We start from the raw sequence: 24,091 nt of genomic DNA, 5'->3' as shown, positions 1-24,091 counted from the left end.
GGCCGGGGGTAGGGGGAGAGCGAGAGGGAATGGTGACACGGACGGAATTCACCGGACCGTTTCCTGAGTGCGTCCGGAGCGTTCCCCGGTGAATTCGTGGGGTTCTCCCGGGGGGACTGACGGCCGCCCGGCAGCGCTTGCGGGGCAGCTGACGGGCCCAGGGGTGAGGGGGCGAGGGCCGGGTGTCCTCCGGGTCTCCCGGGAGCGGCGCTTCCCGCCGTACCGCCGCAACTGACCTTCCGTCAGAATGAAACGTGTTCTAGTCTGCCCCGCATGGGCATCGGAATCACGCAAGAGCAACGTGACCTGGCCGAGGCGGTGGCGGGCTGGGCCGCGCGGGCCATGCCGCCCGAAGAAGTGCACAAGCTGCTCGACGCCGCCCCGGGACAGCAGGGACGGCTCGCCTGCTGGGACGGGCTGGCCGCGCAGGGGCTGCTCGGGCTGCACCTCCCCGAGGCCGACGGCGGCGGTGGCGGTGACCTCCTCGACCTGGCCGTGGTGCTGGAGGAGTTGGGCCGCGCCGCGTTCCCCGGCCCGTATCTGCCCACCGTCCTGGCGGCCGAGCTGCTGCACCGCGGCGGCCTCCGGCACCTCGTCCGGGAGCTCGCCACCGGGGCCCGCGTCGGCGCCGTCGCACTCGACGCGGGGGCGCTCACCGCCGTCGAGGAGGCCGGCGGTTACGTCCTGGACGGCACCGCGCCCCCGGTCCTTGCCGGCGCCGAAGCGGACCTGCTCGTGCTGGCCGCGCGGACCCCGGCCGGACCGGTCTGGCTCGCCGTCGACGCCGGGGCGCTGACCGTACGGGTGCAGGAGAGCGCCGACCCGACCCGGCCGACCGCCGAGGTGCGCGCCGAGGGGGCCGTGGTGCCGGCCGACCGGCTGCTGGCGGTCGACGGCGACCTGGTCCGCGACCTGGCCGGGGTGCTGTTCGCCGCCGAGAGCTGCGGCACGGCCGCCTGGGCGCTGCACACCGCCACCCAGCATGCCGCCGTACGCGAGCAGTTCGGCCGCCCCATCGGCCAGTTCCAGGCGGTCAAGCACCTCTGCGCCGAGATGCTCGTCCGCTGTGAACAGGCCCGTGCGCTGGTCTGGGACGCGGCCCGGGCCCTGGACGAGCCACCTGCGGTCCGTTCACTGGTCGCGGCGCTGGCCACCGCGACCGCCCTGGACGCCGCCGTCGGCTGCGCCAAGGACTGCATCCAGATCCTCGGCGGCACCGGCTTCACCTGGGAACACGACGCCCATCTCCATCTGCGCCGGGCCCTGGTGGCCCGCGCGCTGCTCGGCGGCGGCGACACCCACCGGCTGCGCGCCGCCCGCCTCGCCGCCGGCGGTGCGCGGCGCGCGCTGCGGCTGGAACTCCCCGCCGAGGCGGCGGAGTACCGCGCCGGGGCCCGTGCGGTCATCGATGGCGTACGCGGCCTCGACCCGGCGGCCGTACGCCGCGCCCTGGCCCCCACCGGCTACGCCGCGCCGCATCTGCCCGCTCCCTACGGGCTGGGCGCGGGGCCCGTCCAACAGCTCGCCATCCAGCAGGAGTTGGCGGCAGCCGAGGTCAGGATCAGCGATCTGGGCATCGCCACCTGGGTGGTCCCCGCGCTGCTCGCCCACGGCACCCGGGAGCAGCAGGAGCGCTATCTGCTGCCGACGCTGCGCGGCGATCTGCGGTGGTGCCAGTTGTTCTCCGAGCCCGAGGCCGGCTCGGACCTGGCCGCCCTGCGGACCCGCGCCGAGCGGGTGGCGGACGGCGGCTGGCGGATCAACGGCCAGAAGGTGTGGACCTCGGCCGCCCAGTGGTCGAGCCATGGCATCCTGCTTGCCCGCACCGACCCCGACGTCCCCAAGCGCAAGGGGCTGACCTTCTTCGTCGTCGACATGAAGACGCCCGGGATCGACGTCCGCCCGCTGAAGGAGATCACCGGCGACGCCCTCTTCAGCGAGGTCTACTTCGACGACGTGCTGTTGCCGGCCGATGCGGTGGTCGGCGAGGTCGACGACGGCTGGAAGGTGGCCCGCACCACCCTGGACAACGAACGCGTCCACATGGCAGACCAGTTGACCTTCGACACCGGGCTGGAACAGCTCCTCGCCCGGGCCGGCGAGCTGGATGAGACGGTGCGGGTGCGGCTGGGCGCGCTGGCGGCCGAGGCGCACGCCCTGGGCTGCATCGGGCTGCGCACCACGCTCCAGCAGGTGTCGGGGCTGGAGCCGGGGGCCGGCGCCAGCGTCCGCAAGCTGGTGCAGACCCCGCACCAGCAGAAGACCGCCGAGCTGGCGCTGGAGCTGCTCGGCCCGGCCGGTGCGGTGCGCGAAGGCGCCGGCGAGCGGGCGCTGCACGGCTTCTTGATGTCCCGCTGTCTGACCATCGCCGGCGGCACCACCCAGGTACAGCTGAACGTCGTCGCGGAGCGGCTGCTCGGCCTGCCACGCGACCCCGAGCCCCGCCCGCTGATCTGACCTGGCCCGACCGCTCCCAGGAGGACATGCATGACTGGCAAGGCGTACATCGTCGGCGTCGGGATGACCCGGTTCGTCAAGCCCGAGACCGAGGACCGGCAGTACTGGGACCTGGTGAAGGAGGCGGGCACCGCGGCGCTCGCGGACGCCGGGATCGGTTACGAGGCCGTCGAGCAGGTGTCGGCCGGCTACTGCTTCCAGGCCTCGACGGCCGGCCAGCGCGCCGCCTACGAACTGGGCCTGACCGGCGTTCCCGTCTACAACGTCAACAACAACTGCGCGACCGGTGCCACCGCGCTGATGATGGCCCGCCAGTTCGTCGAGGGCGGCCTCAACGACTGTGTGCTGGCCCTCGGCTTCGAGAAGATGAAGCGCGGCGCACTGGGCGGCGGCGCCGACAGCGGCGATTTCCGGACGTCTCCGGTGGCCCGCCACTACGGCGTGATGGCCGCCGCCCACGGCTTCGCGCAGACCCCGCCCACCGCCCAGCTCTTCGGTAATGCGGCCCGCGAGCACATGGAGCGCCACGGCACCACCGCCGAACAGCTCGCCGCGGTCGGCGCCAAGAACCACCGGCACTCCGTCCACAACCCGTACGCCCAGTTCCAGGAGGCGTACACGGTCGAGGAGGTGCTCGCCGCCAAGACCATCCACCGGCCGCTGACCAGGCTCCAGTGCTCACCGACCTCGGACGGGGCCGCCGCGGCCGTGGTCGTCTCCGAGCGGTTCGTCGCGGAACACGGGCTGGCCGACCGGGCGGTGGAGATCGCCGCACAGGCCATGACGACGGACACCGGGGACAGCTTCGCCTCGGGCTCCTGCATCGATGTCGTCGGCCGGCCGATGTCCCGGGCCGCGGCCCGGCAGGCGTATGCGGCCGGCGGTCTCGGCATCGAGGACGTGGACGTGATCGAGCTGCACGACTGTTTCTCGGTCAATGAGCTGCTGACGTACGAGGCACTGGGGATGTGCGCGGAAGGCGAATCGGGGAAGCTGGTCGCCGACGGTGCCACGACCTATGGCGGCCGCTGGGTGGTCAACCCGTCCGGCGGGCTGATCTCCAAGGGCCACCCGCTGGGGGCGACGGGGCTGGCGCAGGCCGCCGAGCTGGTCTGGCAGCTGCGCGGCACCGCGGGCGAGCGCCAGGTCCCCGGCGCCCGGGTGGGCCTGGCACACAACATCGGCCTGGGCGGGGCCGCGGTGGTCACGGTGCTGCGGCGGTGAGGGCGGGGGGATCCCCGCCCCCGCTTTTCTCCGCCCTTCGTCCTACGTCTCCGGTCAGGTGGCAGGTGCGTCGAAATCCCGATGCGGTGTTCGAGCGCCGAATGCGAGCATGGTGCCCATGCCGCCGATAACCGCCCCCGCCACGCTGCCCGATACCGCGCGCCGTACGACGGCCCCGGCCTGGCTGGTGATGCTGCTGGTGTGCGCGGGGCAGTTCCTGGTGGTGCTGGACGTCTCCGTGGTGAATGTGGCGCTGCCCGCCATGCGGACCGGCCTGGGCCTGAGCGAGCTGGGCCTGCAGTGGATCGTCAACGCCTACGTCATCACCTTCGCGGGCTTCATGCTGCTCGGCGGGCGGGCCGCCGATCTGTTCGGCCGCAAGCGCATCTTCGTCCTGGGGCTGGCGCTGTTCACGGTCGCGAGCCTGGGCGGCGGGCTGGCGCAGCAGCCCTGGCAGCTGATCGCGGCGCGTACGGTGCAGGGCGTCGGCGCCGCCGTGCTCTCGCCGGCCACCCTCACGATCCTGACCACGTCGTTCCCGGCCGGCCCGGCCCGTACCCGCGCCATCGGCACCTGGACGGCGGTCGGCGCCGGCGGTGGCGCGGTGGGCGGTCTGGTCGGCGGGGTGCTCACCGAATCCCTGTCCTGGCGCTGGGTGTTGCTGATCAACGTGCCGGTGGGGGCGCTGGTGCTGGCGGGCGCCGTGCTGTGGCTCACCGAGAGCCGGCAGGACACCGGACGGCGGCTCGATGTACCCGGTGCGCTGCTGGTCACCGGCGGGCTGGCGCTGGTGGCGTACGGCATCGTGCAGACCGAGACGGACGGCTGGGCCTCGGCGTCCGCGCTGCTGCCGCTGGCCGCCGGGCTGGTCGTGATCGCGGCGTTCCTCGCGGTCGAGGCGCGGGCGAAGGCCCCGCTGATGCCGCTGGGGCTCTTCCGGCTGCGCTCGGTCTCGTCGGCGAACGCCGCGATGGTGCTGGCCGGCGCCGCGATGTTCTCGATGTGGTACTTCCTGTCGCTGTACGTGCAGAACGTGCTGGGCTACCGGCCGTTGCAGGCCGGGCTCTCCTTCATCCCGCACTCGCTGTCCATCGTCCTGGGTTCCAAGATCGCGCCGCGGCTGATGAACCGTGTGGGTGCAAAGACCCTGGCCATCACCGGTGCGGCGATCTCCGCGGCCGGCATGGTCTGGCAGGGCACGATGGACGTGCACGGCAGCTACCTCGGGACGATCCTCGGTCCGGGCATCCTGATGGCGCTGGGGGCGGGCCTGACCGCGACCCCGATCGCCTCCATCGCCACCTCCGGCGCCGACCCCGCCGACCAGGGACTGGTCTCCGGCCTGATCAACACCTCCCGCCAGATGGGCGGTGCGCTGGGCCTGTCGGTGCTGTCCACCGTCGCGGCGTCCCGTACCGAGGCGCACAACAGCCCGCAGGCCATGGCGGACGGCTACGGTCTGGCCTTCCAGGTCGGCTCGCTGATCCTGCTGGTCAGCCTGGTGCTGATGATCGTGGCGCTGCCGCGACGACGGGCTGACGCCGCGCACGGCTGAGGCGGCAACGATCCCTCTGTGCCCAGCACCGGTCCTTCCGCCGCGGCAAGTAACGGCCCCCGCCCCTCCACTACAGCCACCCGTTCTGCCGCGCCGCCCGGACCGCCTCCATACGGTTGCGGGTGCCGGTCTTTCCGATCGCCGCGGAGAGGTAGTTGCGGACGGTGGCCTGTGAGAGGTGGAGCTTGCCGGCGATGTCGGCGACCGTGGCGCCGTCCACGGCGGCGGTGAGGACGTCCCGCTCGCGCTGGGTCAGCGGGTTGGGCCCGGCGCTCAGGGCCGCCGCGGCGAGGCCGGGGTCGATGACCCGCTCGCCGGCCAGCACCCGGCGGATCGCCGCCGCCAGGTCCTCCACCGGGCCGTCCTTGACCAGGAATCCGGACGCCCCGGCCTCCATGGCGCGCCGCAGATAGCCGGGCCGGCCGAAGGTCGTCACGATCAGCACCTTGCAGGAGGGCAGCTGGGCACGCAGGTCGGCCGCGGCGTCCAGGCCGCTGCGGCCGGGGAGTTCGATGTCCAGGAGGGCGATGTCGGGGCGGGTGTCCAGGGCAGAGGCGACGATCTGATCGCCCGCCGCGACCTGGGCCACGACCTGCATGTCCGCTTCCAGGTCGAGCAGCAGCGCCAGCGCGCCCCGCATCATGCCCTGGTCCTCGGCGAGGAGGACTCTCGTACACCTTGCCGACGCGTCGGTTGACCCGGCCCCGGACTCAGACTGTTCGCTCACCCTGACAGCGTAGGACGTGACAGATCGACTGGCTCTCTGGTGGCAAAAGCCCCGCCCATGTGCCACGGGGCAGCGCACGGACGGGGCCAGTGGTATGGCCTCACCGCCGAGTCAAGGGGCCACTCCTCCTCCGCCGGCAGAACCTTGATCACCCGGTCATCTCCTCCGCCCCCGCCATATCGCCCGTCCCGACCGGCAGTTCGGCCGTGACACGGAAGCCGCGCCGGCCGTCCGGGCCGCTGTGCAGGGTGCCGCCCGCCGCGGCCAGGCGCTCGGTCAGCCCCTTCAGCCCGGTGCCGCCCACCGGTCCCGTACGGCCGGGCGGCGGCGGAGCGCCGGTGCCGTCCGCGGGGTCCGGGCGGGTGGCGTCCGCCCCCGCGTCGCCCTGGCCGCGGCCGGGGACGCGGTCGCGCAGCCGGCCCGGGACGGACCCCGCGGCGGCACCGGAACCCCCGGGACCGCGCCCGTCATCCGTGATCGTCAGCCGTACCCGCTCCTCGTCGGCATGGACGGAGATCTCGCAGTGGGTGGCGCCGCTGTGCCGGACGGTGTTGGTGACGCCCTCGCGGACCACCCAGCCCAGCAGCGCGCCGGCCTGCGGGGGCAGCGGCGGCCCGGCCTGGCGTACGACGGGCTCGATGCCGGCCGCTTCCAGCACCGAACGGGCGCGGTCGAGTTCGGTGCTCAGGCTGCCCTCGCGGTAGCCGGTGACCGCCTCGCGGATCTCGGTCAGCGCCTGCCGGCCGACGGCCTCGATGTCGGCGGCCTGGTCGAGCGCGGCGTCCAGGTTGCGCGGCGCCAGCCGGCGGACCGCCTCGGCCTTGACCACCACTACGGACAGGGTGTGGCCCAGCAGGTCGTGCAGATCGCGGGAGAAGCGCAGCCGTTCCTTCTCGACGGCGCTGCGGGCCAGTTCCTGGCGGGTGGTGTTGAGCTCCTGGATGGTGTCGAAGAGGCTCAGGACCGTGGCCGTCACCGTGCCGGAGAGGAAGGTGCCGTAGCCGACGCCGAACGCGCCCGGGCCGCCGTTGTCCCAGCCGGTCAGATACCCGGCCGCGCCGCTGAGCGCGATCAGCCACGCCGCCAGCTTCTTGCCGCGCAGCGCGCGGACCGTACCGGAGGCCAGCGACAGCAGCGGGAAGAACAGGAACCAGTCGCCGCCGAACCCGAGGGCGATGGCGAAGGTGATGGCGGTCAGCACCCCCAGCGCGTACAGCGGCCGGCGGGAGTGGCGCAGCCGGGGGTTGAACGAGGTCCACACGACCGTGATGTAGACGGAGTTGAAGGCGAGCAGCCCGAGCCCGGCCAGCCAGGGGTTGCCCGTCTTGCCCTGGAGGACGTTGGAGAAGGCGCCCATGCCCATCAGCAGCCACGGCAGGAAGGCGTACTTCCCCGGCCCCTCGTCCGCCTTCCGCTCCGCCCACCTGGGCCGGCACGGGCCGGAGTCCGAGCCGTGCGCGCCGCCGGGATCCGTGCCGCGCGCGGCGCCGGGATCCGGGGCGCAGGCGTCCTGTTGCTTCGTGTGCTGCACTGTCTTTGCTTCCCAGGTCTGCGCCATCGTCGGTCACGGCGTCCGTGCGGCCCGACGGTACGCGTACACCGCGTAACCGCCGAAGACTGCCAGCCAGAAGGCCAGTACCGCCACTGTTCCCGGGCCCGGTGCCCCGTCCTGCGTCACGCTCCGGCCGAGTTCGGCGAACCGGTTGCCCGGTGTCCAGGAGGACAGTGCGCGCAGCCACCCGGGGAACAGCTCGGTCGGGAACCACAGGCCGCCGACGATCGAGAGCAGCACCATGCAGCCCGTATTGACCACGCCCGTGGACTGCGCGGAGAGACGGTAGCCGTTGCCGAGGCCGAGGAGGGTGAAGGGGGCGGTGCCCAGCCACAGCACCCCGGCCAGCGCGGCCCACTGCCAGGCGGGCATCCGTACGCCGTTGACCAGCGCGCCCACCAGTAGTACGGCGGCGATGGCCGGCAGTACCGTCACCGAGGCGGTCAGCCCGCGGCCCACCACGACCCGTACGGGACTCAGGGGAGTGATGCGCAACTGCCGCAGCCACCCCAGCTGCTTGTCCTCGGCGACGCCGGTGCCCGAGCCGATCGCCGCGCCCAGCGCGCCGTACGCGGCCATCCCGACCATCGACGCGATCTTCCACTCCATGGCGGCGCCGCCGGCCCCCACGCCGATGTTGGTCATCAGCACATACATCACCACCGGCATCCCGATGCCGAACACGACGAAGCCTCTGTCCCGCAGGGTGCGGCGGACTTCGAGCCGGACGTAGTCGAGCATCATGCGCGCTCCTTCGCGGACGGGGCACCGGCGGCGGGCCGCGCCGGGGCAGCAGGGACAGCCGGGGTAACCGGAGCAGCAGGGGCGGTCTCGGCGGAGGTGAGCGTGAGGAAGGCGTCCTCCAGGCTGGCGGGGACGACCTGGAGCCCGCGGACGAGTCCGAGCGAGGCCAGTGCCACGACCGTCGCGTCGGAGTCCGTCGTCCGCAGCAGCGCCCGGTCGCCGCGCACCTCCACTGCGCTCACCCCGGGCAGTCCGGGCAGCGGCCCGGTCGGCGCGCCCGCGAGGTCGAAGGAGACCAGCGTGCCGCCGGCCTGCCGCTTGATCGCCGCGCCGCTGCCGTCGGCGACCACCCGGCCGCCGTCCATCACCACGATCCGGTCGGCGTGTTCGTCCGCCTCCTCCAGATAGTGGGTGGAGAACACGATGGTGTGGCCGCGGCGGGCATAGGCCCGCATCGAGCGCCAGAAGGCGCGGCGCGCCTCCACGTCCAGCGCGGCGGTCGGCTCGTCCAGCACCAGCAGCGCGGGGTTGCCGGCCAGCGCCACCGCGAAGCGGACCCGCTGGGCCTGCCCGCCGGACAGCCGGTCCACCCGCCGCCCGGCGAACTCGCCGAGGCCGGCCAGCTCCAGGGCCTCGGTGACGTCCATGGGGTGCGGGTAGGTGGCGGCGACAAAGGTGATCAGCTCGCGGACGGTGACCCGCGGTACGGCCTTGCCGTCCTGCAGCATCGCGCCCACCCGGCCGGCCCGCACCGCTGCCTCCGGTGTGCCGCCGAACAGCCGCACCGTGCCCGTACTGGGCGGCAGCAGCCCCAGCAGCATGGTGAGGGTGGTGGATTTCCCCGCACCGTTGCGCCCGAGGAGCGCCACCGTCCCGCCCGTCGCGATCGTCAGATCCAGGCCGTCCACGGCCCGCACCGCGCCATAACTCCGCGTCACCCCGGAGAATTCCACCGCCGCGACGCCTTCTGCCGTGTGCGCCGTGCCGCCCGGTCCTGTCGTCCGTGCCATGCCCGCCCCGCCTTCCTTCTGTCCGACGTCGACGTTACGGAGAGTGGCCGTCGGGAGGTAGAGGCGAATGTGGGCGATGCCCCCTGACAAATGTCATGGGCGTGCGCGTTTTTCGTCGGGGGCGCGGGGCGGGGGCAGTGACCGCGCCCCGAATCTGACAACACGTCAGGGTCTTCCAGGTCCCGGACGGATCGGCTATACATGAGACCCATCGGCTAGAACGCGTTCTAGAAGTGTGCCCTGTGCGCGGTCGGAGCGCGGCCGTGGCCGACCAGATGCGACCCCGGTCCGGTCGACGGTGCGGACGGCCGGGCCGGGGTCTTCCCGCCGTGGTGAAGGAGCCATCAGCCCCATGCCCATCGACGCCGCCAAGGCCACCTCCGCCGAGCCGCGGATCACCGAACTCGCCTGGGACCACAAGGACGTCCAGCTCTACCACCTCGGTATCGGCGCCGGCGCGGCCACGCCGGAGAAGCCGCACCCCGCTACCGACCCGGACGAACTGCGCTACACCCTGGAGAGCGCACTGCACGTCCTGCCCAGCTTCGCGACCGTCGCGGGCGGGGGGATGGCCCTCGCCGGCGGACTCTCCGCCCCGGGTATCGACGTCGACCTCGCCGCGGTCCTGCACGGCGGTCAGACCGTCACCGTGCACCGCCCCCTCCCCGTGCGCGGCCGTGCGACCCAGACCTCCTCCGTCCCCGCCGTGTACGACAAGGGCAAGGCCGCGGTCATCGTGCTGCGCTCCGAAATCGCCGACGAGGACGGCCCGTTGTGGACCTGCGACACCCAGATCTTCGTCCGCGGTGAGGGCGGCTTCGGCGGCGAACGCGGCCCCTCCGCACGCCTCGAACTCCCCGAGCGCGCCCCGGACCTGCACACCGAGCGCCGGATCCGCGAGGACCAGGCGCTGCTCTACCGCCTCTCCGGCGACTGGAACCCGTTGCACGCCGATCCGGAGTTCGCCGCGCTCGCCGGCTTCGACCGGCCGATTCTGCACGGGCTGTGCACCTACGGGGTGACCCTCAAGGCCGTGGTCGACACGGTGCTCGGGGGCGAGGTCTCCCGGGTGACGTCGTATGCCACCCGGTTCGCCGGCGTCGTCTTCCCGGGCGAGACGCTGCGCCTCCGTATGTGGCGGGAGCCGGGCCGTGTGCAGGTGTCGGTGACGGCGGCCGACCGGGACGACGCACCCGTTCTGGCGGACACCGTGGTGGCGCACCACTAGGGAAGCGGCCGGGGCGGTCAGAAGAGCCAGAGGAGCCAGAGGAGTCAGGGGAGCCAGGGGAGCCAGGGCAGTCGGGGCAGCCACACAACCGAGAGGAGCCGTGACATGCGCGCAGCCGTACAGCACGAGACAGGCCAGGACAAGCTCGAAGTCCTCGACGACATCGAGGCGGTGGGCTTCGGCCCCGGCAAGGTCAGGATCCGGATCCGGGCGACCGGGCTGTGCCACTCCGACCTCTCGGCGATGAGCGGGGTGCTGCCCCAGCCCGCCCCGTTCGTCCCGGGGCACGAGGGCGCGGGGGAGATCCTCGACGTCGGCGACGGCGTCACCGGGCTCGGCCAGGGCGACCGCGTGCTGATGTGCTGGCTGCCCGCGTGCGGCAGCTGTCCGTCCTGCAAGCGCGGCCAGACCCATCTGTGCCTGGCCGGATTCATGAACGCCGGCACGCCCAACTTCCGGCGCCCCGGCGGGGACGTCTTCGGCTTCGCCGGCACCGGCACCTTTGCCGAGGAGGTCGTGGTCCCCGCCAACTGCGCGGTCCCGATCCCGGACGACGTCCCGTACGAGATCGCCGCGCTGATCGGCTGCGGTGTCACCACCGGGCTCGGCGCCGCCCTCAACACCGCCCGGGTGGCGGCCGCGTCCTCGGTCGCGGTGATCGGCTGCGGCGGTGTCGGGATATCCGTCATCCAGGGTGCGAAGGCCTGCGGGGCGGCCGAGATCATCGCCGTCGACCCGGTGCCGGCCCGCCGGGAGGCCGCGCTCCGCTTCGGCGCCACCGAAGCCGTCGCCCCCGAGGAGTTCGCCGATGCCAAGGCCCGGATCACCGCGGGGGAGGGCTTCGACTACGTCTTCGAGGTGGTCGGCAAGTCCGCCACCGCCCGTACCGCCTACGAAATGACCCGGCGCGGCGGCACGCTGTGCGTGGTCGGCGCGGGCGCCATGGACGACACCTTCCAGGTCAACATGTTCGAGCTGTTCTTCGACGAGAAGCGGATCCTGCCGTCCCTGTACGGCGGCGCGGATGTGCTGCGCTCCTACGAGCGGGCCATCGCCCTGTGGCGGGCCGGCCGGATCGACCTGGAAGGCCTGATCACCCACCGCGTCCGACTGGCCGAGATCAACGACGCCCTGGACCAGATGCGCTCCGGCACCGCACTGCGCACCTGCATCGAGATCTGACGGCCCCCGGCCCCCTTAGGGGACACCCCCCGCCTACCGCGCCATCCCCCGCACCATCGCCCGCACCACGCTCCAAGAGGACTGGACTGGAGAGGACAGGAATGGCACAGCCACTGGAGGGCCTGACCGCGATCGTCACCGGTGCCGGGCGCGGCCTGGGCCGCGCAGAAGCCCTTGAACTCGCCCGCCTCGGCGCACAGGTCGTGGTCAACGACTACGGACAGCCGGGCCGCGACGGTTCCGGCGAGGCCAGCGCCGCGCCCGCCGAGGACGTCGCCGCCGAGATCCGTGCGGCGGGCGGCCGGGCGGTCGCCCACCTCGGTGACGTCGCCGACCACGCACAGGCCCGCGCCCTGGTACAGCTGGCGGTCGAGACGTACGGAAAGCTCGACATCCTGGTCAACAACGCGGGCATTCTCCGCGACCGGATGGTGTTCTCGATGACCGAGGACGAGTGGGACTCGGTCATCCGCGTCCACCTCAAGGGCCACTTCAACACCACGCACTTCGCCGCTGTCCACTGGCGCGAGCGCGCCAAGGCGGCCGGCGGCCCGGTCCACGGCCGGATCATCAACACCTCCTCCGAGGCCTTCCTCGCGGGCTCGGCGGGCCAGCCCAACTACGCGGCGGCCAAGGGCGGCATCGTCGGCCTGACGACCTCCACGGCGCTGGCGCTCGGCAAATACGGCGTGACCGCCAACGCGATCTGCCCGCGCGCCCGCACCCGGATGACCGAGGACGTCTTCGCCGGCTTCCAGGAGCCCGAGGACGGCGCCCTGGACCCGCTCGCGCCCGAACACGTCGCCCCGCTCGTCGGCTATCTCGCCGCACCGGCCGCCGCCCAGGTCAACGGGCAGCTGCTGGTCGTGCACGGCGGCATGGTCGCGATCGCCGAACGACCGCGGATCGCCGCCAAGTTCGACACCGCGAAGGAGGTGTTCAGCTACGCGGAGCTGGATGAGCTGCTGACGCCGTATTACGCGCAGCGCCCGGCGAACGAGACCTTCGCGGCGGCCGAGGTGCTGGGCCTCAAACACGGCTGAGGCCGGCCGCGCCGCACCTACGGACGAGCCGTGGCCGCCACCCGCGCAATGCGGTGTGGCGGCCACGGCTGTGGTGTGCGGTCGGCGGTCAGGACCGCCGGACCGGCCTTACGCGTCCTGCGGCTGCTTGTCCCGGCGGTGCCGGCCATGGGCGGCGGGGCCGGACTCCTCCGCGGCGGCGGCCGGGCCACGGTGCCTGCCGGAGCTTGCGGCCTCGGCGGCCTGGGCGGATGCCTCCTGGGGGCGCGCCTGGGTCGTGTCGGTTCGGGCTTCGGACATGAAAAGAGTCTCCGTCGGATCGCTTACAGCTGTACGCGTCGGGACCTCGCCCGACGACCGCCAAGGCTGACCCCGAAACGGCACGGCCGGTGGCCGGTCAACCGGCTGCGCTGCCCCCGCCCGAAATTCTAACGGGGCGGGAAATGGCGCTCCACCGGGTCTACCGTGCCGCCTGAGGTGCTTGTTGCAAGGGAACTGGCCTGCACAAAGGGGGATGTGCGGCGCTCCGCTGCGGTTCCCCGGCCACGGCGCGGGGTTGTGCAGATGATGTGGAGCGGTTGTCGGTTTCCTCCGTATCCGGGACAATCCCCCCGCCATTTCCGGTGCCTGACGCGGTGCCCGATGCGGCGACCGCCACGGTGCCCGATGCGGCGACCGCTACGGTGCCCAATGCCGTGCCCGTCCCGGCCCCCGTCCCGGCCCCCGTCCCGGCATCCGCTTCTGCCTCTGCTCCTGCGTCCGCTCCGGACGGGGCCTCGGCGGGCATCACGCAAGGCACCCCGGAAGGCGGGCCCTGCACCGGTCTCAGGGGGCCGACCAGTTTCCACGGGCTTCTTGGCGGGGCCGGCCGCACCGGCTCCATCGGCCGCATTTGTCCTGCCGTTCGCACCGGTCGCACCAGTCGCACCTGCTCCACCGGTGGCGCCATCGCCCGTGCGGGCTCCACCGCCCAAGCCTGTTGTGGCGGTTCCATCGCCCGGACCTGCTGCGGGGACTCCACCGCCCGAACCGGCTGCTGCGGCACCACCACCCGCGGGGGCTCCACGGCCCCAACCGCCCGCTCAGGCGCCACCATCCGGCCAGGCCCCACAAGCCGGGCCGCCCGAACCGGCCGCTCAGGCACGACCGCCCGACCTGGCCCCTCAGCCCCCACCGCCCCCGCCGGCGAAGCCACCCGCGCCACCCCGCACGGCTCCGCCGCCGTCGCGTACGGCAGCAGGAGTGCGCCGGCCGCCGTCCACAACCCGGCCCCCGTCAGCCACCCCTGGGGCGCCGGGAATTGGCGCAGCTGGCGTACCGAGGGGCGCCAGACGCCCAGCCAGGTGCCGTGCGCGCCGTCCAGCCGGAAGGCCACCGCGCAGCTCTCCGGTGCCAGCATCTGCCGTGGCTGCACCGCGAACGGGGTGACCGTCGCGCCGACGGGATGCAGGCACTCCGGGAAGCGCACCGGCAGCCGGCTGCCCAGTACGCCCCAGCCGAGCCGGTCCTGGCCCGGCGCGTCCGACCGGACCAGCAGCAGTCCGCTGTCCGGATCGGCAAGCAGCAGACGGTCGTTGCTGTCCTCGGTGATCTGTAGCAGCGGGCCGGTCTCGCCGCCCCGTTCCAGGTCGACCGTGATCGCCTTCGTCCGGCCCGCCCATTGACGGTCCAGTGCCAGCAGCCGGCCGGCGCGGTCCAGCCAGACGCCGCCCGAGCAGCGCCCCGGGATCTCGGCGACCGGCTCGGGCCCGCCCGCGCCGCCGTGCAGCAGCCACAGCGTGGTGTGCTGCGCCCCGGGCGCCAGGGCGTAGCCGCGGGTCCCGTCCGGCGCGGGCGGCAGCAGGGTCAGCTCGGGCGCCTGCACCGCGCCCAGCAGGAGTTCGCCGGTTCCGGGGCCCGCCGGGTAGAGCAGCGAGACGGCGAAGCGGTCGGCGACCCGGCGCGCGATGAGCACCCGTCCGTCCGCCAGCGGCAGCAGGGCGCTGTCCGGCTCCTCGGGCTGGGTGCCCTGCAGCGGCACGGCGTACGGCTCGGGGCCGCTCAGCGTCCAGCGCTCCGGGAACCAGCTGCCGGCCGCGTCGTCGTGACGGGCGAGCCGGGCGGCGTACGAGCCGTCGGCGGCGATCGTCAGGGTCGCGCGCTGCGGGCGCGCGGGCGCCGTGGCGTCCTCGGTGGCACAGATCGTCATCGGGCGGTCACCTCCAGTCGGCAACCGAAGGTAGGTTTCGCACGTCCGGCCGAACAGGGCGAGTTGCCGCACTTCACGCATAAGGATGGCAGTTGTCCGGTTCGCCGGTCCCAGACGGAGCGGCTGTGCATCGGCCCGCCGGCCGCGGGGTGGCGGGCCCCGGTACGCCGGGCCCTACCGTGGCCACGGGGCCCCGTGCGAGACGGCCCGCGCGGTGTCACAGCTGGGAGGTAACCTTCCACCCGTGCCCGTACTGTCTGAAGTCCTCTCCGCGCTCGACGCCCTCTGGCCCCCCGAGCGGGCCGAAGGGTGGGACGCCGTCGGCACGGTCTGCGGTGATCCCGGCAGCGAGGTCCGCCGTGTGCTGTTCGCCGTCGACCCGGTCCAGGAGGTCGCCGACGAGGCGGTGCGGCTCGGCGCCGACCTCCTCGTCACCCACCATCCGCTGTATCTGCGCGGTACGACGACGGTCGCGGCCTCGACCTTCAAGGGCAAGATCGTGCACACCCTGATCAAGCACGACATCGCCCTGCACGTCGCGCACACCAACGCCGACACCGCCGACCCCGGTGTCTCCGACGCCCTGGCCGGCGCCCTGGATCTGCGCATCCTCGGCCCGCTGGTGCCGGATCCGGACGATCCGGCGGGCCGCCGCGGCCTGGGCCGGATCTGCGAGCTGCCGCATCCGATGACGCTGACCGACCTCGCGTCGTACGCGGCCGGCCGGCTGCCCGCCACCGCGCAGGGCATCCGGGCGGCCGGCGACCCGGACCGCGAGATCCGGACCCTCGCCGTCTCCGGCGGCTCCGGGGACAGCCTCTTCGGCGCCGTACGCGCGGCCGGTGTGGATGCCTTCCTCACTGCCGACCTGCGCCACCACCCGGCCTCCGAGGCCGTCCAGACCACCGGAGACCGCCCGCCGGCGCTGCTCGACGCCGCCCACTGGGCCACCGAGTGGCCGTGGTGCGAGCAGGCCGCGGCCCAGCTCGACGCGGTCTCCGACCGGCACGACTGGGGACTGCGCACGCATGTTTCCCGTACGGTCACCGACCCCTGGACCGCCCACGCGGCGTCCACCCCTCTCTTCGCCCCGACGCACACCACAGGAGCCCCACGCTGAACGCCGCGCCCGCCGACCAGATCCGCCTTCTCGACGTCCAGGCCCTGGATGTCCGGCTCACCCAGCTCGCCCACCGGGGCCACAACCTCCCCGAGTTGGCCGAGCTGCAGACTCTGGAGGCCGACCTCATCCAGCAGCGCGACCTCCTCGTCGCCGCACAGACCGAGGAGAGTGACACCAGCCGCGAGCAGACCAAGGCCGAACAGGACGTGGACCAGGTGCGCCAGCGCGCCGCCCGCGACCAGAAGCGGCTGGACTCCGGCGCCGTCACCTCTCCCAAGGACCTGGAGAACCTCCAGCGCGAACTCGCCTCGCTGGCCAAGCGCCAGGGCGACCTGGAAGACATCGTCCTGGAGGTGATGGAGCGCCGGGAGTCCGCCCAGGAGCGGGTCACCGAGCTCACCTCCCGGGTCGAGGCCATCCAGGCCAAGGTCGACGACGCCACCGCGCGCCGCGACGCCGCGAACGCCGAGATCGAGGCGGAGCGTGCGACGGTCGCCAAGGAGCGCGAGCTGACCGTCGCCGACATCCCGGCCGATCTCCTCAAGCTCTACGACAAGATCCGTGCCAAGGAGGGCGGCGTCGGCGCGGCCCGCCTCTACCAGCGCCGCTGCGAGGGCTGCCGCCTGGAGCTGAACATCACCGAGGTCAACGATGTCCGCGCGGCCGCCGCCGACACCGTCCTGCGCTGCGAGAACTGCAGCCGCATCCTGGTCCGTACGCCCGACTCGGGCCTGTAGGCCATGGCCCGCACCCTGATCGTCGAAGCGGACGGCGGCTCCCGGGGCAACCCGGGGCCGGCCGGCTACGGCGCGGTGGTCCTCGACCCGGAGACGGGCGAAACCCTCGCCGAGGCCGCCGAGTTCCTCGGTACGGCGACCAACAACGTCGCCGAGTACAAGGGCCTGGTGGCCGGCCTGCGGGCGGCGCACGCCCTGGATCCCGAGGCCCGCATCCGGGTGCGGATGGACTCCAAGCTCGTCGTCGAGCAGATGTCGGGGCGCTGGAAGATCAAGCACCCGGACATGAAGCCGCTGGCGTCCGAGGCCCGGTCGGTCTTCCCGGCCGACCGGGTGTCGTACGAGTGGATCCCCCGCGCGCAGAACAAGCACGCGGACCGGCTCGCCAACGAGGCGATGGACGCCGGGAAATCGGGCAAGCAGTGGGAGCCGCGCGACTCCCGGGCGGCGCTGGACACCGCGGCGCCGGCCCGCAGCGCCGCGGCTCGGGCCGCCGACGCCTCCGCGGAGGCGGCCGACGAGGCGGCCGAGGCACCGTCGGCCGGCTGGGGCCCCGACCTCGGCCCGCCCGCCACCTTCGTCCTGCTGCGGCACGGCGAGACCGCGCTCACGCCGGAGAAGCGCTTCTCCGGCAGCGGCGGCACCGACCCCGAACTCTCCGCCGCCGGCCGCCGCCAGGCCGAGGCGACCGCTGCCGCGCTCGCCGCCCGCGGCACGATCCAGGCCGTCGTCAGTTCACCGCTGCGGCGCTGCCGGGAGACCGCCGAGGCGGTCGCGGCCCGGCTCGGGCTGGAGGTCCGGATCGAGGAGGGCCTGCGGGAAACGGACTTCGGGGCGTGGGAGGGGCTGACCTTCGCCGAGGTGCGCGAGCGCTACCCCGAGGACCTCGACGCGTGGCTCGCCTCCGCGAAGGCGGAGCCCACCGGAGGCGGCGAGTCCTTCGCCGCGGTCGCCCGCCGGGTCGCCGCCGCCCGCGACAAGCTCCTGGCCCGGTACGCGGGCCGCACCGTCCTGCTGGTCACCCATGTCACGCCGGTCAAGACGCTGGTCCGGCTGGCGCTGGGCGCCCCGCCGGAGGCGCTGTTCCGGATGGAGCTCTCCGCGGCCTCCCTCTCCGCCGTCGCCTACTACTCCGACGGCAATGCCTCGGTGCGGCTGCTGAACGAGACGGCACATCTGCGGTAGGCCTTGAGTCATCGGGCAGGGCCTGAGCCATCGGGCGGGCCCTGCGCCGCGGCCGTCAGACCGCCAACGCCGCCGCGTCCCGGGCGAGTTGGCGCACCCGGCCCCAGTCCTTGGCGGCCGTCGCCCGGGCCGGCAGCATCCAGGAGCCGCCGACGCAGCCGACGTTCGGCAGGGCCAGATAGGCCGGTGCCGACGCCGGGCCGATCCCGCCGGTCGGGCAGAAGCGAGCCTGCGGCAGCGGCGCGGCCAGCGAGGTCAGATAGGCGGTGCCGCCCGCCGCCTCGGCCGGGAAGAACTTCATCTCGGTGATGCCCTCCTCCAGCAGGGTCACCACCTCCGAGGCCGTCGAGACGCCCGGCAGGAACGGCACCCCCGAGTCCGTCATCGCCCCCAGTAGCCGGGGCGTGCACCCGGGGCTCACCAGGAACCGGGCGCCGGCCGCACGGGCCACCCCGGCCTGCGCGGGGGACAGCACGGTGCCCGCGCCCGGCACCGCGTCCGGGACCTCGTCGGCGATGGCGCGGAGCGCGTCGAGCGCGGCGGACGTCCGCAGCGTCACCTCGATCGCGGGCAGTCCGCCCGCGACGAGCGCCCGGGCGAGCGGCACGGCGTCCGCGACGTCATGGACCACCACGACGGGGAGGACGGGCGCGAGCCCGAGCACCGACGAGGGGCCGGGGGAGGCGACGTTGCTGGTGGTCACGCCGCCCATGGTGCGCAGGCCCGCCCACCCTCCGCAACGAGCGTTGCACATGCTGCAACCGCCAGTCGTCGGGTGCCCTCCGGGCCGTACCGTCAGTCGTCGGGTGCCCTCCGGGCCGTATCGACTCCCCCCTGGCCGTACCGGCTCCCGTGACCCCTCCGGGCCGTACCGGCGACTCCCGCTCCCGCCTACAGCTCCGTCACGATCACATCGACGGCCCAGGCCTTGCCGCCCGTCGCCGGAGCCTGTGCCTCCACCGCATGGCCCAGCTCCCGCAGCGCCTCCACCAGCTCGGCCGGGCCGTCCGGCGCACGCCCCGACGACAGCAGATCCCGCACCAGCCGCCCCTTGGTCGCCTTGTTGAAGTGGCTGACCACCGTCCGCTTCTCCACGCCGGCCACGATCTTGGACTGCAGCACCCGCACCGTCGCGGTACGCCCGGCCAGCTCGCCCTTGGGCTTCCATGCCGTCGCATACGCCGCCGACCGCAGATCGAGCACCAGCCCGTCCCCGGCGGCCGCGGGCAGCACCTCGGCCATCGGCGCCCGCCAGTACGCGCCCAGCGCGCCCAGGCCCGGCAGCTTCACCCCCATCGAGCAGCGGTAGGACGGAATCCGGTCGCCGACCCCCACGGCGCCCCACAGCCCCGAGAACACCAGCAGCGAGCGCTCGGCCCGCCGGCGCGCCGCCGCGTCCAGGGACGCCAGGTCGAGCGCGTCGTAGAGCACCCCGGTGTAGATCTCCCCGGCCGGCCGGGCCGGCGCCGTCCGCAGCCCCGCGTTCTTGGCGATCTCGCCCTTGAGGCCCTCGCTGAGCCCGAGCACCTCCTGGGCCTTGGTCTCGTCCGCGGCACACAGCTCGATGAGCTCCCCGAGCACCTCCTCGCGCGCCGCGGTCAGCCCCGGCAGCGACAGCGCCCCGGTGTCCAGCGGCGCCCCCTTGCCTCCCGCGGCCTTCCCTTCGGACGGCGGCAACAGCACGAGCACGGTGTTTCTCCTTCGCGGCGGTACGGGCGGGGGTGCGGCCCGCCCCGGGAAAGCGTATGGCCTGCGGCGGACCGGTACGGAACCCGCGCGCCCGCCGGGGGACCGGCGCGCCACCGCCGGCTGGGGGACCGGTGCCGCACCGCCTGCCGGGAACCGGTGCCGCACCGCACGCCGCGCCGGGAGCGGCCACCCGCCATACGCTCGGTTTCATGCCCCGTCTCCATATGCATGTGACCGACGCAGCCGATGCCCCGCTGCGGGTGGCGCTGCAGGAGCTGCGCGGACGGCTGGAGATCCCGGACCACTTCCCGCCCACGGCACAGGCCGAGGCGGAGAGCGCGGCCCGCGCCCCGCGGATCCCGGCCGCCGACGGCGCGGTGGCGACCGAGCACACCCTGGAGGACGCCACCGACCTCCCGCTCTTCACGCTCGACCCGCCCGGCTCCCTCGATCTCGACCAGGCGATGTTCCTCTCCCGCCGCCCCGGCCGGGGGTCCCCCGGGGCGAAGACCGGGGGCGGCTACCGCGTCCACTACGCCATCGCCGATGTCGCCTCGTTCGTGACGCCCGGCGGGGCCCTGGACGCCGAGGCGCACCACCGGGTGACCACCCTCTACTTCCCCGACGAGCGGGTCCCGCTGTATCCGCACGCGCTGAGCGAGGGCGCCGCCAGCCTGCTGCCAGACCGGGACCGCCCGGCCGTCCTGTGGCAGCTCGACCTCGACGCGGACGGCGCCCTGGCCGACGTCCGGGTCCGCCGCGCGCTGGTCCGCTCCCGCGCCAAGCTCGACTACGCCGGTGTCCAGCGGATCCTCGACGACGGTACGGCCGAGGAGCCGCTCGCCCTGCTCCGCGAGATCGGGCTGCTGCGCGAGGAACTGGAGGTCGCCCGGGGCGCGATCTCCCTGAACGTCCCCGAGCAGGAGATCGTCGAGGAGGAGGGCTGCTACCGCCTCGAATACCGCGCCCCGCTCCCGGCCTACGGCTGGAACGCGCAGATATCCCTGCTCACCGGCATGGCCGCGGCCGAGCTGATGCTGGCCTCCGGCACCGGCATCCTCCGTACGCTGCCCATCGCCCCTGACGGCTCGGTGGCCCGGCTGCGGCTGACCGCCCGCGCGCTCGGCGTCGACTGGCCGCACCACACCTCGTACGCGGCGCTGATCCGCGCCCTCGACCCGCGCCGCCCCGCCCACGCCGCGTTCCTCCAGGAGTGCACCGCACTGCTGCGCGGCGCCGGCTACACCGCCTTCGACGGCACCGCACCCCCGGCGTCCGAGGCCCTGCACGCCGCGGTCGCCGCCCCGTACGCGCACGCCACCGCGCCGCTGCGGCGGCTCGTCGACCGCTACACCTCCGAGCTGTGCCTGGCCGCCTCGGCCGGCGCCGAGCCGCCCTCCTGGGTCCGCGGGGCGCTGGCCGCGCTGCCCCGGGAGATGGAGCTGGGCAGCCAGCGTGCCAACCAGGTCGAGCGGGCCTGTGTCGACCTCGTCGAGGCGGCCCTGCTGCGCGACCGGATCGGGGAGGTCTTCGAGGGCCTGGTCGTGGAGATCCAGGAGACGGACCCCACCCATGGCACCGTCCACCTCGTCGACCCGGCCGTCATCGGCCCCGTCGAAGCCGCCCCGGAAGGCCCCGCACTGCCGCTCGGGAGCCGTATCCCGGTCCGTCTCGCCGAGGCCGAACCGGGCCACCAACCGGTCCGCTTCACGGCCGCGTGACCCTCGCCCCGCCGGCTCCCGTCATGTCCCCGCGGGCTCCCGTCGCGTCCCCGCGGGAGCCGTCACCCGCCCCCGCCACGGCCTCCCGTACGGCCCGCACCGCTGCCCGGGGATCATCCGCATGGAACCGCACCGTGCCCACGGTCGCCCGTTGCCCCAACAGCCCCACCACCACGACCGGTTCGACCAGCTCGACGCTGACCGAGGTCTGCCCGCCCACGGCGAACTCCGCCACCCCGGCCGGGGCCCCCGCGGCCGCCCCGTCGCCGGCCCGGCCCTCCTCCCTGCTGAACCGCAGGTCGTACCGGACCGAGGCGATCCGCCCGACCGGTATCCGCAGCTCCCGCCGGGCACCGTCGCGCAGCCACAGGACGTCCGCCCCCAGCACATGCGGCCGGGTGACCGCGGAGGCCTGAAGGCCCAGCACCATCAGCACGGTGTAGACATCGAGCACCAGGAGCACCCCATGCACCACCGGTCTGCCGGCGAACAGCGCGCTCAGCCCCACCGTCTCCACCACACACACGAACGCCAGCCCGTAGAGGAGCGCCGCCTGGGCCGCCGCATAGCCCAGGGCGCGCTCGCCGGGCGCCACCCCGATCCGCCGCCGCGCCACCCACCACACCAGACTCACCAGCCACCGCCCCTCGTGGGCGGCCAGCCGCCGCAGCGCACCGCCCCGGCTCACCGCGCACGCTCCGTGACCAGCCGGACCGCCTCGCGTACGGCCGCGGCCTGCGCGGGCGCGAACTGCGCGTGGTACGCCGCCATGAAGCCGCTCTCCGCCGCCATGAAGCCGCCCTCCTCCGTCATGAAGCCGGACGCGCCCGGCCCGCCCGCCTCCCCGCTGCCCGTCGCGCCGAGCTCCGCGGCCACCGCGTCCGGAACGCAGTCGGCGAGTGCCTGAGCGGCCCGCGCCACCCGCGGATCGTCCGGCGCGGCCTCCGCCAGCGCATCGAGCAGCCCGTACACCTCGTACATCCGCTCCATCGCCCCCGGCTCCGCCGCCATCTCCCCCAGCAGCTCCGCCATCCGCCGGCGCTCCGCTTCCTCCACCGTCGAGTCGAGCAGCGCCAGCACCTCCCGTTCCTTCGCCGCCATGGCGGGTTCCGGGCCGGGCCGGGCCGCCGAGGCACGGGCCATCTCCCCGAAGACCGCGGCCAGTTCGTCCGAGACGGGCCCCTCGGCGGGCAGCCCGCCGTGCTCCTCCGCCTGCCGCCGCAGGGCGGCCAGCCGCACCCGCCGGGACCGGATCTCCTCCTCCTGCCGGGCCAGGTCCGCGTCCAGCTCGGCCAGCACCTCGGCCAGCTCCCGCCCGGAGTCGTCCGCCAGGACGTCACGCACCTCGTCCAGCGCGAGCCCCAGCTCCGCCAGCCGCCGCAGCCGCGCGAGCGCGACGGCATCCTCCAGCCCGTACTCCCGGTAGCCGTTGGCCCGGCGGGAAGGCTCGGGCAGCAGCCCGAGGTGGTGGTAGTGGCGCACCGCGCGGGTGCTGACGCCGACCAGCGCGGCGAGTTCCCCGATTCTCATGCGCTCAGTAGAAACGTTGCCGCCGCGACAAGGTCAAGGGCGGCCGGGCGGGCCCGCCCGTGGGCGCGGGCCGCGGCGCCGCTGCCTGCGGGTACCATGGTCGCCACGGCGGACGAGCCGGCCGGACGGCCGCGTGGGGATCGACGATCCCCCCGAGGAACGTCCGGGCTCCACAGGGCAGGGTGGTGGGTAACACCCACCCGGGGTGACCCGCGGGACAGTGCCACAGAAAACAAACCGCCCGTGCCGCAAGGCGCGGGTAAGGGTGAAACGGTGGTGTAAGAGACCACCAGCCTCCGAGGTGACTCGGAGGGCTAGGTAAACCCCACCCGGAGCAAGGTCAAGAGGAGGCATCGGCTGATGCCTCTGCGCGGACGACCGAGGGCTGCCCGCCCGAGTCCGCGGGTAGACCGCACGAGGCTGCCGGCAACGACAGCCCTAGATGGATGGCCGTCTCCCCCCGGCCCGCAAGGACCGGGGGTGACAGAACCCGGCGTACAGGCCGACTCGTCCGCCATTACACCCCTGAGCAGGGCAAATTCCCTGGCCAGGGCCGTCGGGTGCCCCGTCGGGCTTCCTTCCCGTACCTGCGGAACTCGCGATGTCGTCCGGTTGCTCGGACAGGTCTGAAGCTCTGGCCGTCTTGGCGAGGCACCCGTCTATGAGGTAGCTGCGGTACTGGGTGCTGCGTACGCCCCGTCTGGTTCGGGCGTTGGCGCAAGACACTCCTGAAGCCGGAGGTGCCGGAACTCGTAGCGTGCGCCGGACTGGCGTAGCACGCCCCGTGTGTGGGCCTCGTTGAGAAAAGCCATCAGCCGCTACGGCAGCCGACCGGTGGCGCCGAGCCAGATCCTCGCGACGGCCAGCCGTCCGTACGCGCTCAGGCTCAGTGCCAGCGGGCCCATGACGAGCGCCATTTGGAGTGACATGCCGTGCATCCCGTACCGGTCCGGCGTGGTCATCAGCAGCAGGGCGCTGACGGCAGACCCTGCGATGGTGGCTGCCGCGCCCCGGGTCAGCACAGCGAGGCGGTCACCCCGCAGGCTAAAGGCAGCATGTGCCTCGGAGCGCCGCCACACGTTCTCGTCGTGATCGGCCAGCGGCATGTCCACAGGGCGCCATCGAACGGGCAGTGGTTCGGGATCCTGCAGTCTGCGCAGCCGCGCCTCGGCCGCCCACATGTCCTCCACCGCCCCGCGCCAGGGCGTCCGCCCGGG

General features: G+C 73.8%; 21 protein-coding genes and 1 other RNA gene. 11 read left to right on the top strand and 11 right to left on the bottom strand.

Annotated elements, in window-relative coordinates:
- Nucleotides 1-273: 273 nt before the first annotated feature.
- From EST54_RS14830 to EST54_RS14820, 3 genes are all read left to right on the top strand, one after another.
- Nucleotides 274-2,457, top strand: coding sequence for an acyl-CoA dehydrogenase (locus EST54_RS14830; protein ID WP_129248085.1), 2,184 nt, complete (start codon nucleotides 274-276; stop codon nucleotides 2,455-2,457).
- Between the two features lie 30 nt (nucleotides 2,458-2,487).
- Nucleotides 2,488-3,681 carry a lipid-transfer protein gene (locus EST54_RS14825; RefSeq protein ID WP_129248084.1) on the top strand — a complete coding sequence of 398 codons (1,194 nt, stop codon included), beginning with the start codon at nucleotides 2,488-2,490 and terminating at the stop codon, nucleotides 3,679-3,681.
- A gap of 109 nt (nucleotides 3,682-3,790) precedes the next feature.
- Nucleotides 3,791-5,236: an MFS transporter gene (locus tag EST54_RS14820; RefSeq protein WP_129248083.1), complete on the top strand. Its 1,446-nt coding sequence runs from the start codon at nucleotides 3,791-3,793 to the stop codon at nucleotides 5,234-5,236.
- Between the two features lie 70 nt (nucleotides 5,237-5,306).
- Here the strand turns inward: EST54_RS14820 and EST54_RS14815 are convergent, their stop codons facing one another.
- The 4 genes from EST54_RS14815 to EST54_RS14800 form a co-directional block, all read right to left on the bottom strand.
- On the bottom strand, nucleotides 5,307-5,963 hold the full coding sequence (locus EST54_RS14815) for a response regulator transcription factor (RefSeq protein WP_129248082.1): 657 nt from the start codon (nucleotides 5,961-5,963) through the stop codon (nucleotides 5,307-5,309).
- A 148-nt stretch (nucleotides 5,964-6,111) separates the two neighbouring features.
- Nucleotides 6,112-7,521 carry a sensor histidine kinase gene (locus EST54_RS14810; RefSeq protein WP_129248081.1) on the bottom strand — a complete coding sequence of 470 codons (1,410 nt, stop codon included), beginning with the start codon at nucleotides 7,519-7,521 and terminating at the stop codon, nucleotides 6,112-6,114.
- Nucleotides 7,522-7,527: 6 nt separating this feature from the next.
- Nucleotides 7,528-8,256 carry an ABC transporter permease gene (locus tag EST54_RS14805; RefSeq protein WP_129248092.1) on the bottom strand — a complete coding sequence of 243 codons (729 nt, stop codon included), beginning with the start codon at nucleotides 8,254-8,256 and terminating at the stop codon, nucleotides 7,528-7,530.
- On the bottom strand, nucleotides 8,256-9,269 hold the full coding sequence (locus tag EST54_RS14800) for an ABC transporter ATP-binding protein (protein ID WP_239013774.1): 1,014 nt from the start codon (nucleotides 9,267-9,269) through the stop codon (nucleotides 8,256-8,258). The genes EST54_RS14805 and EST54_RS14800 overlap by 1 nt, the downstream gene beginning before the upstream one ends.
- A gap of 352 nt (nucleotides 9,270-9,621) precedes the next feature.
- Between EST54_RS14800 and EST54_RS14795 the strand changes: the two genes are divergently transcribed.
- The 3 genes from EST54_RS14795 to EST54_RS14785 all read left to right on the top strand — a co-directional run bounded on the left by EST54_RS14795 (nucleotide 9,622) and on the right by EST54_RS14785 (nucleotide 12,722).
- Nucleotides 9,622-10,497 carry a MaoC/PaaZ C-terminal domain-containing protein gene (locus tag EST54_RS14795; RefSeq protein ID WP_129248080.1) on the top strand — a complete coding sequence of 292 codons (876 nt, stop codon included), beginning with the start codon at nucleotides 9,622-9,624 and terminating at the stop codon, nucleotides 10,495-10,497.
- A gap of 105 nt (nucleotides 10,498-10,602) precedes the next feature.
- Nucleotides 10,603-11,679, top strand: a complete 1,077-nt coding sequence (locus EST54_RS14790; RefSeq protein ID WP_129248079.1) for a Zn-dependent alcohol dehydrogenase — start codon at nucleotides 10,603-10,605, stop codon at nucleotides 11,677-11,679.
- A 101-nt stretch (nucleotides 11,680-11,780) separates the two neighbouring features.
- Nucleotides 11,781-12,722: a 3-oxoacyl-ACP reductase gene (locus EST54_RS14785; protein WP_129248078.1), complete on the top strand. Its 942-nt coding sequence runs from the start codon at nucleotides 11,781-11,783 to the stop codon at nucleotides 12,720-12,722.
- Nucleotides 12,723-12,830: 108 nt separating this feature from the next.
- Here the strand turns inward: EST54_RS14785 and EST54_RS34665 are convergent, their stop codons facing one another.
- The gene (locus tag EST54_RS34665) at nucleotides 12,831-13,001 is read right to left on the bottom strand and encodes a hypothetical protein (RefSeq protein ID WP_167511541.1); all 171 of its coding nucleotides are present in this window, start codon (nucleotides 12,999-13,001) and stop codon (nucleotides 12,831-12,833) included.
- 160 nt (nucleotides 13,002-13,161) lie between these two features.
- Nucleotides 13,162-14,889, bottom strand: a complete 1,728-nt coding sequence (locus tag EST54_RS36160; protein ID WP_129248077.1) for a hypothetical protein — start codon at nucleotides 14,887-14,889, stop codon at nucleotides 13,162-13,164.
- 244 nt (nucleotides 14,890-15,133) lie between these two features.
- Between EST54_RS36160 and EST54_RS14775 the strand changes: the two genes are divergently transcribed.
- Genes EST54_RS14775 through EST54_RS14765 form a run of 3 tightly spaced genes read left to right on the top strand, consistent with a single transcriptional unit; the run spans nucleotide 15,134 to nucleotide 17,934 of the window.
- A complete protein-coding gene (locus tag EST54_RS14775; protein WP_174857440.1) occupies nucleotides 15,134-16,009 on the top strand; it encodes a Nif3-like dinuclear metal center hexameric protein in 876 nt (291 codons plus the stop codon).
- Nucleotides 16,006-16,749 (top strand): zinc ribbon domain-containing protein, encoded by a 744-nt coding sequence (locus EST54_RS14770; protein WP_203525539.1) that lies wholly within the window; start codon nucleotides 16,006-16,008, stop codon nucleotides 16,747-16,749. The genes EST54_RS14775 and EST54_RS14770 overlap by 4 nt, the downstream gene beginning before the upstream one ends.
- Before the next feature lie 3 nt (nucleotides 16,750-16,752).
- A complete protein-coding gene (locus EST54_RS14765) occupies nucleotides 16,753-17,934 on the top strand; it encodes a bifunctional RNase H/acid phosphatase (protein ID WP_129248076.1) in 1,182 nt (393 codons plus the stop codon).
- Between the two features lie 55 nt (nucleotides 17,935-17,989).
- Here EST54_RS14765 and eda read toward each other — a convergent pair whose 3' ends face one another.
- Nucleotides 17,990-18,646, bottom strand: a complete 657-nt coding sequence (gene eda / locus EST54_RS14760; RefSeq protein WP_129248089.1) for a bifunctional 4-hydroxy-2-oxoglutarate aldolase/2-dehydro-3-deoxy-phosphogluconate aldolase — start codon at nucleotides 18,644-18,646, stop codon at nucleotides 17,990-17,992.
- A gap of 179 nt (nucleotides 18,647-18,825) precedes the next feature.
- On the bottom strand, nucleotides 18,826-19,623 hold the full coding sequence (gene yaaA / locus EST54_RS14755) for a peroxide stress protein YaaA (protein WP_129248075.1): 798 nt from the start codon (nucleotides 19,621-19,623) through the stop codon (nucleotides 18,826-18,828).
- Nucleotides 19,624-19,832: 209 nt separating this feature from the next.
- Between yaaA and EST54_RS14750 the strand changes: the two genes are divergently transcribed.
- Nucleotides 19,833-21,344, top strand: a complete 1,512-nt coding sequence (locus EST54_RS14750; protein ID WP_129248074.1) for an RNB domain-containing ribonuclease — start codon at nucleotides 19,833-19,835, stop codon at nucleotides 21,342-21,344.
- On the opposite strand, the gene EST54_RS14745 is transcribed toward EST54_RS14750, so the two are convergent.
- Together EST54_RS14745 and EST54_RS14740 are read right to left on the bottom strand one after the other, a co-directional pair.
- Nucleotides 21,331-22,032 carry a hypothetical protein gene (locus tag EST54_RS14745; protein WP_244942522.1) on the bottom strand — a complete coding sequence of 234 codons (702 nt, stop codon included), beginning with the start codon at nucleotides 22,030-22,032 and terminating at the stop codon, nucleotides 21,331-21,333. The two genes, EST54_RS14750 and EST54_RS14745, sit on opposite strands and share 14 nt — an antisense overlap.
- The gene (locus EST54_RS14740; protein WP_129248073.1) at nucleotides 22,029-22,874 is read right to left on the bottom strand and encodes a MerR family transcriptional regulator; all 846 of its coding nucleotides are present in this window, start codon (nucleotides 22,872-22,874) and stop codon (nucleotides 22,029-22,031) included. The genes EST54_RS14745 and EST54_RS14740 overlap by 4 nt, the downstream gene beginning before the upstream one ends.
- 113 nt (nucleotides 22,875-22,987) lie before the next feature.
- Between EST54_RS14740 and rnpB the strand changes: the two genes are divergently transcribed.
- An RNA gene (gene rnpB / locus EST54_RS14735) (RNase P RNA component class A) lies at nucleotides 22,988-23,388 on the top strand.
- 304 nt (nucleotides 23,389-23,692) lie between these two features.
- Here the strand turns inward: rnpB and EST54_RS14730 are convergent.
- On the bottom strand, nucleotides 23,693-23,986 hold the full coding sequence (locus tag EST54_RS14730; RefSeq protein WP_129248072.1) for a hypothetical protein: 294 nt from the start codon (nucleotides 23,984-23,986) through the stop codon (nucleotides 23,693-23,695).
- Nucleotides 23,987-24,091: the final 105 nt, after the last annotated feature.

The sequence above is a fragment of the Streptomyces sioyaensis genome (assembly GCF_004122735.1).
Classification (GTDB): Bacteria; Actinomycetota; Actinomycetes; order Streptomycetales; family Streptomycetaceae; genus Streptomyces; species Streptomyces sioyaensis.
Note: the sequence above shows the minus strand (reverse complement) of the source record. Positions and strands in the feature narration are given on the sequence as shown.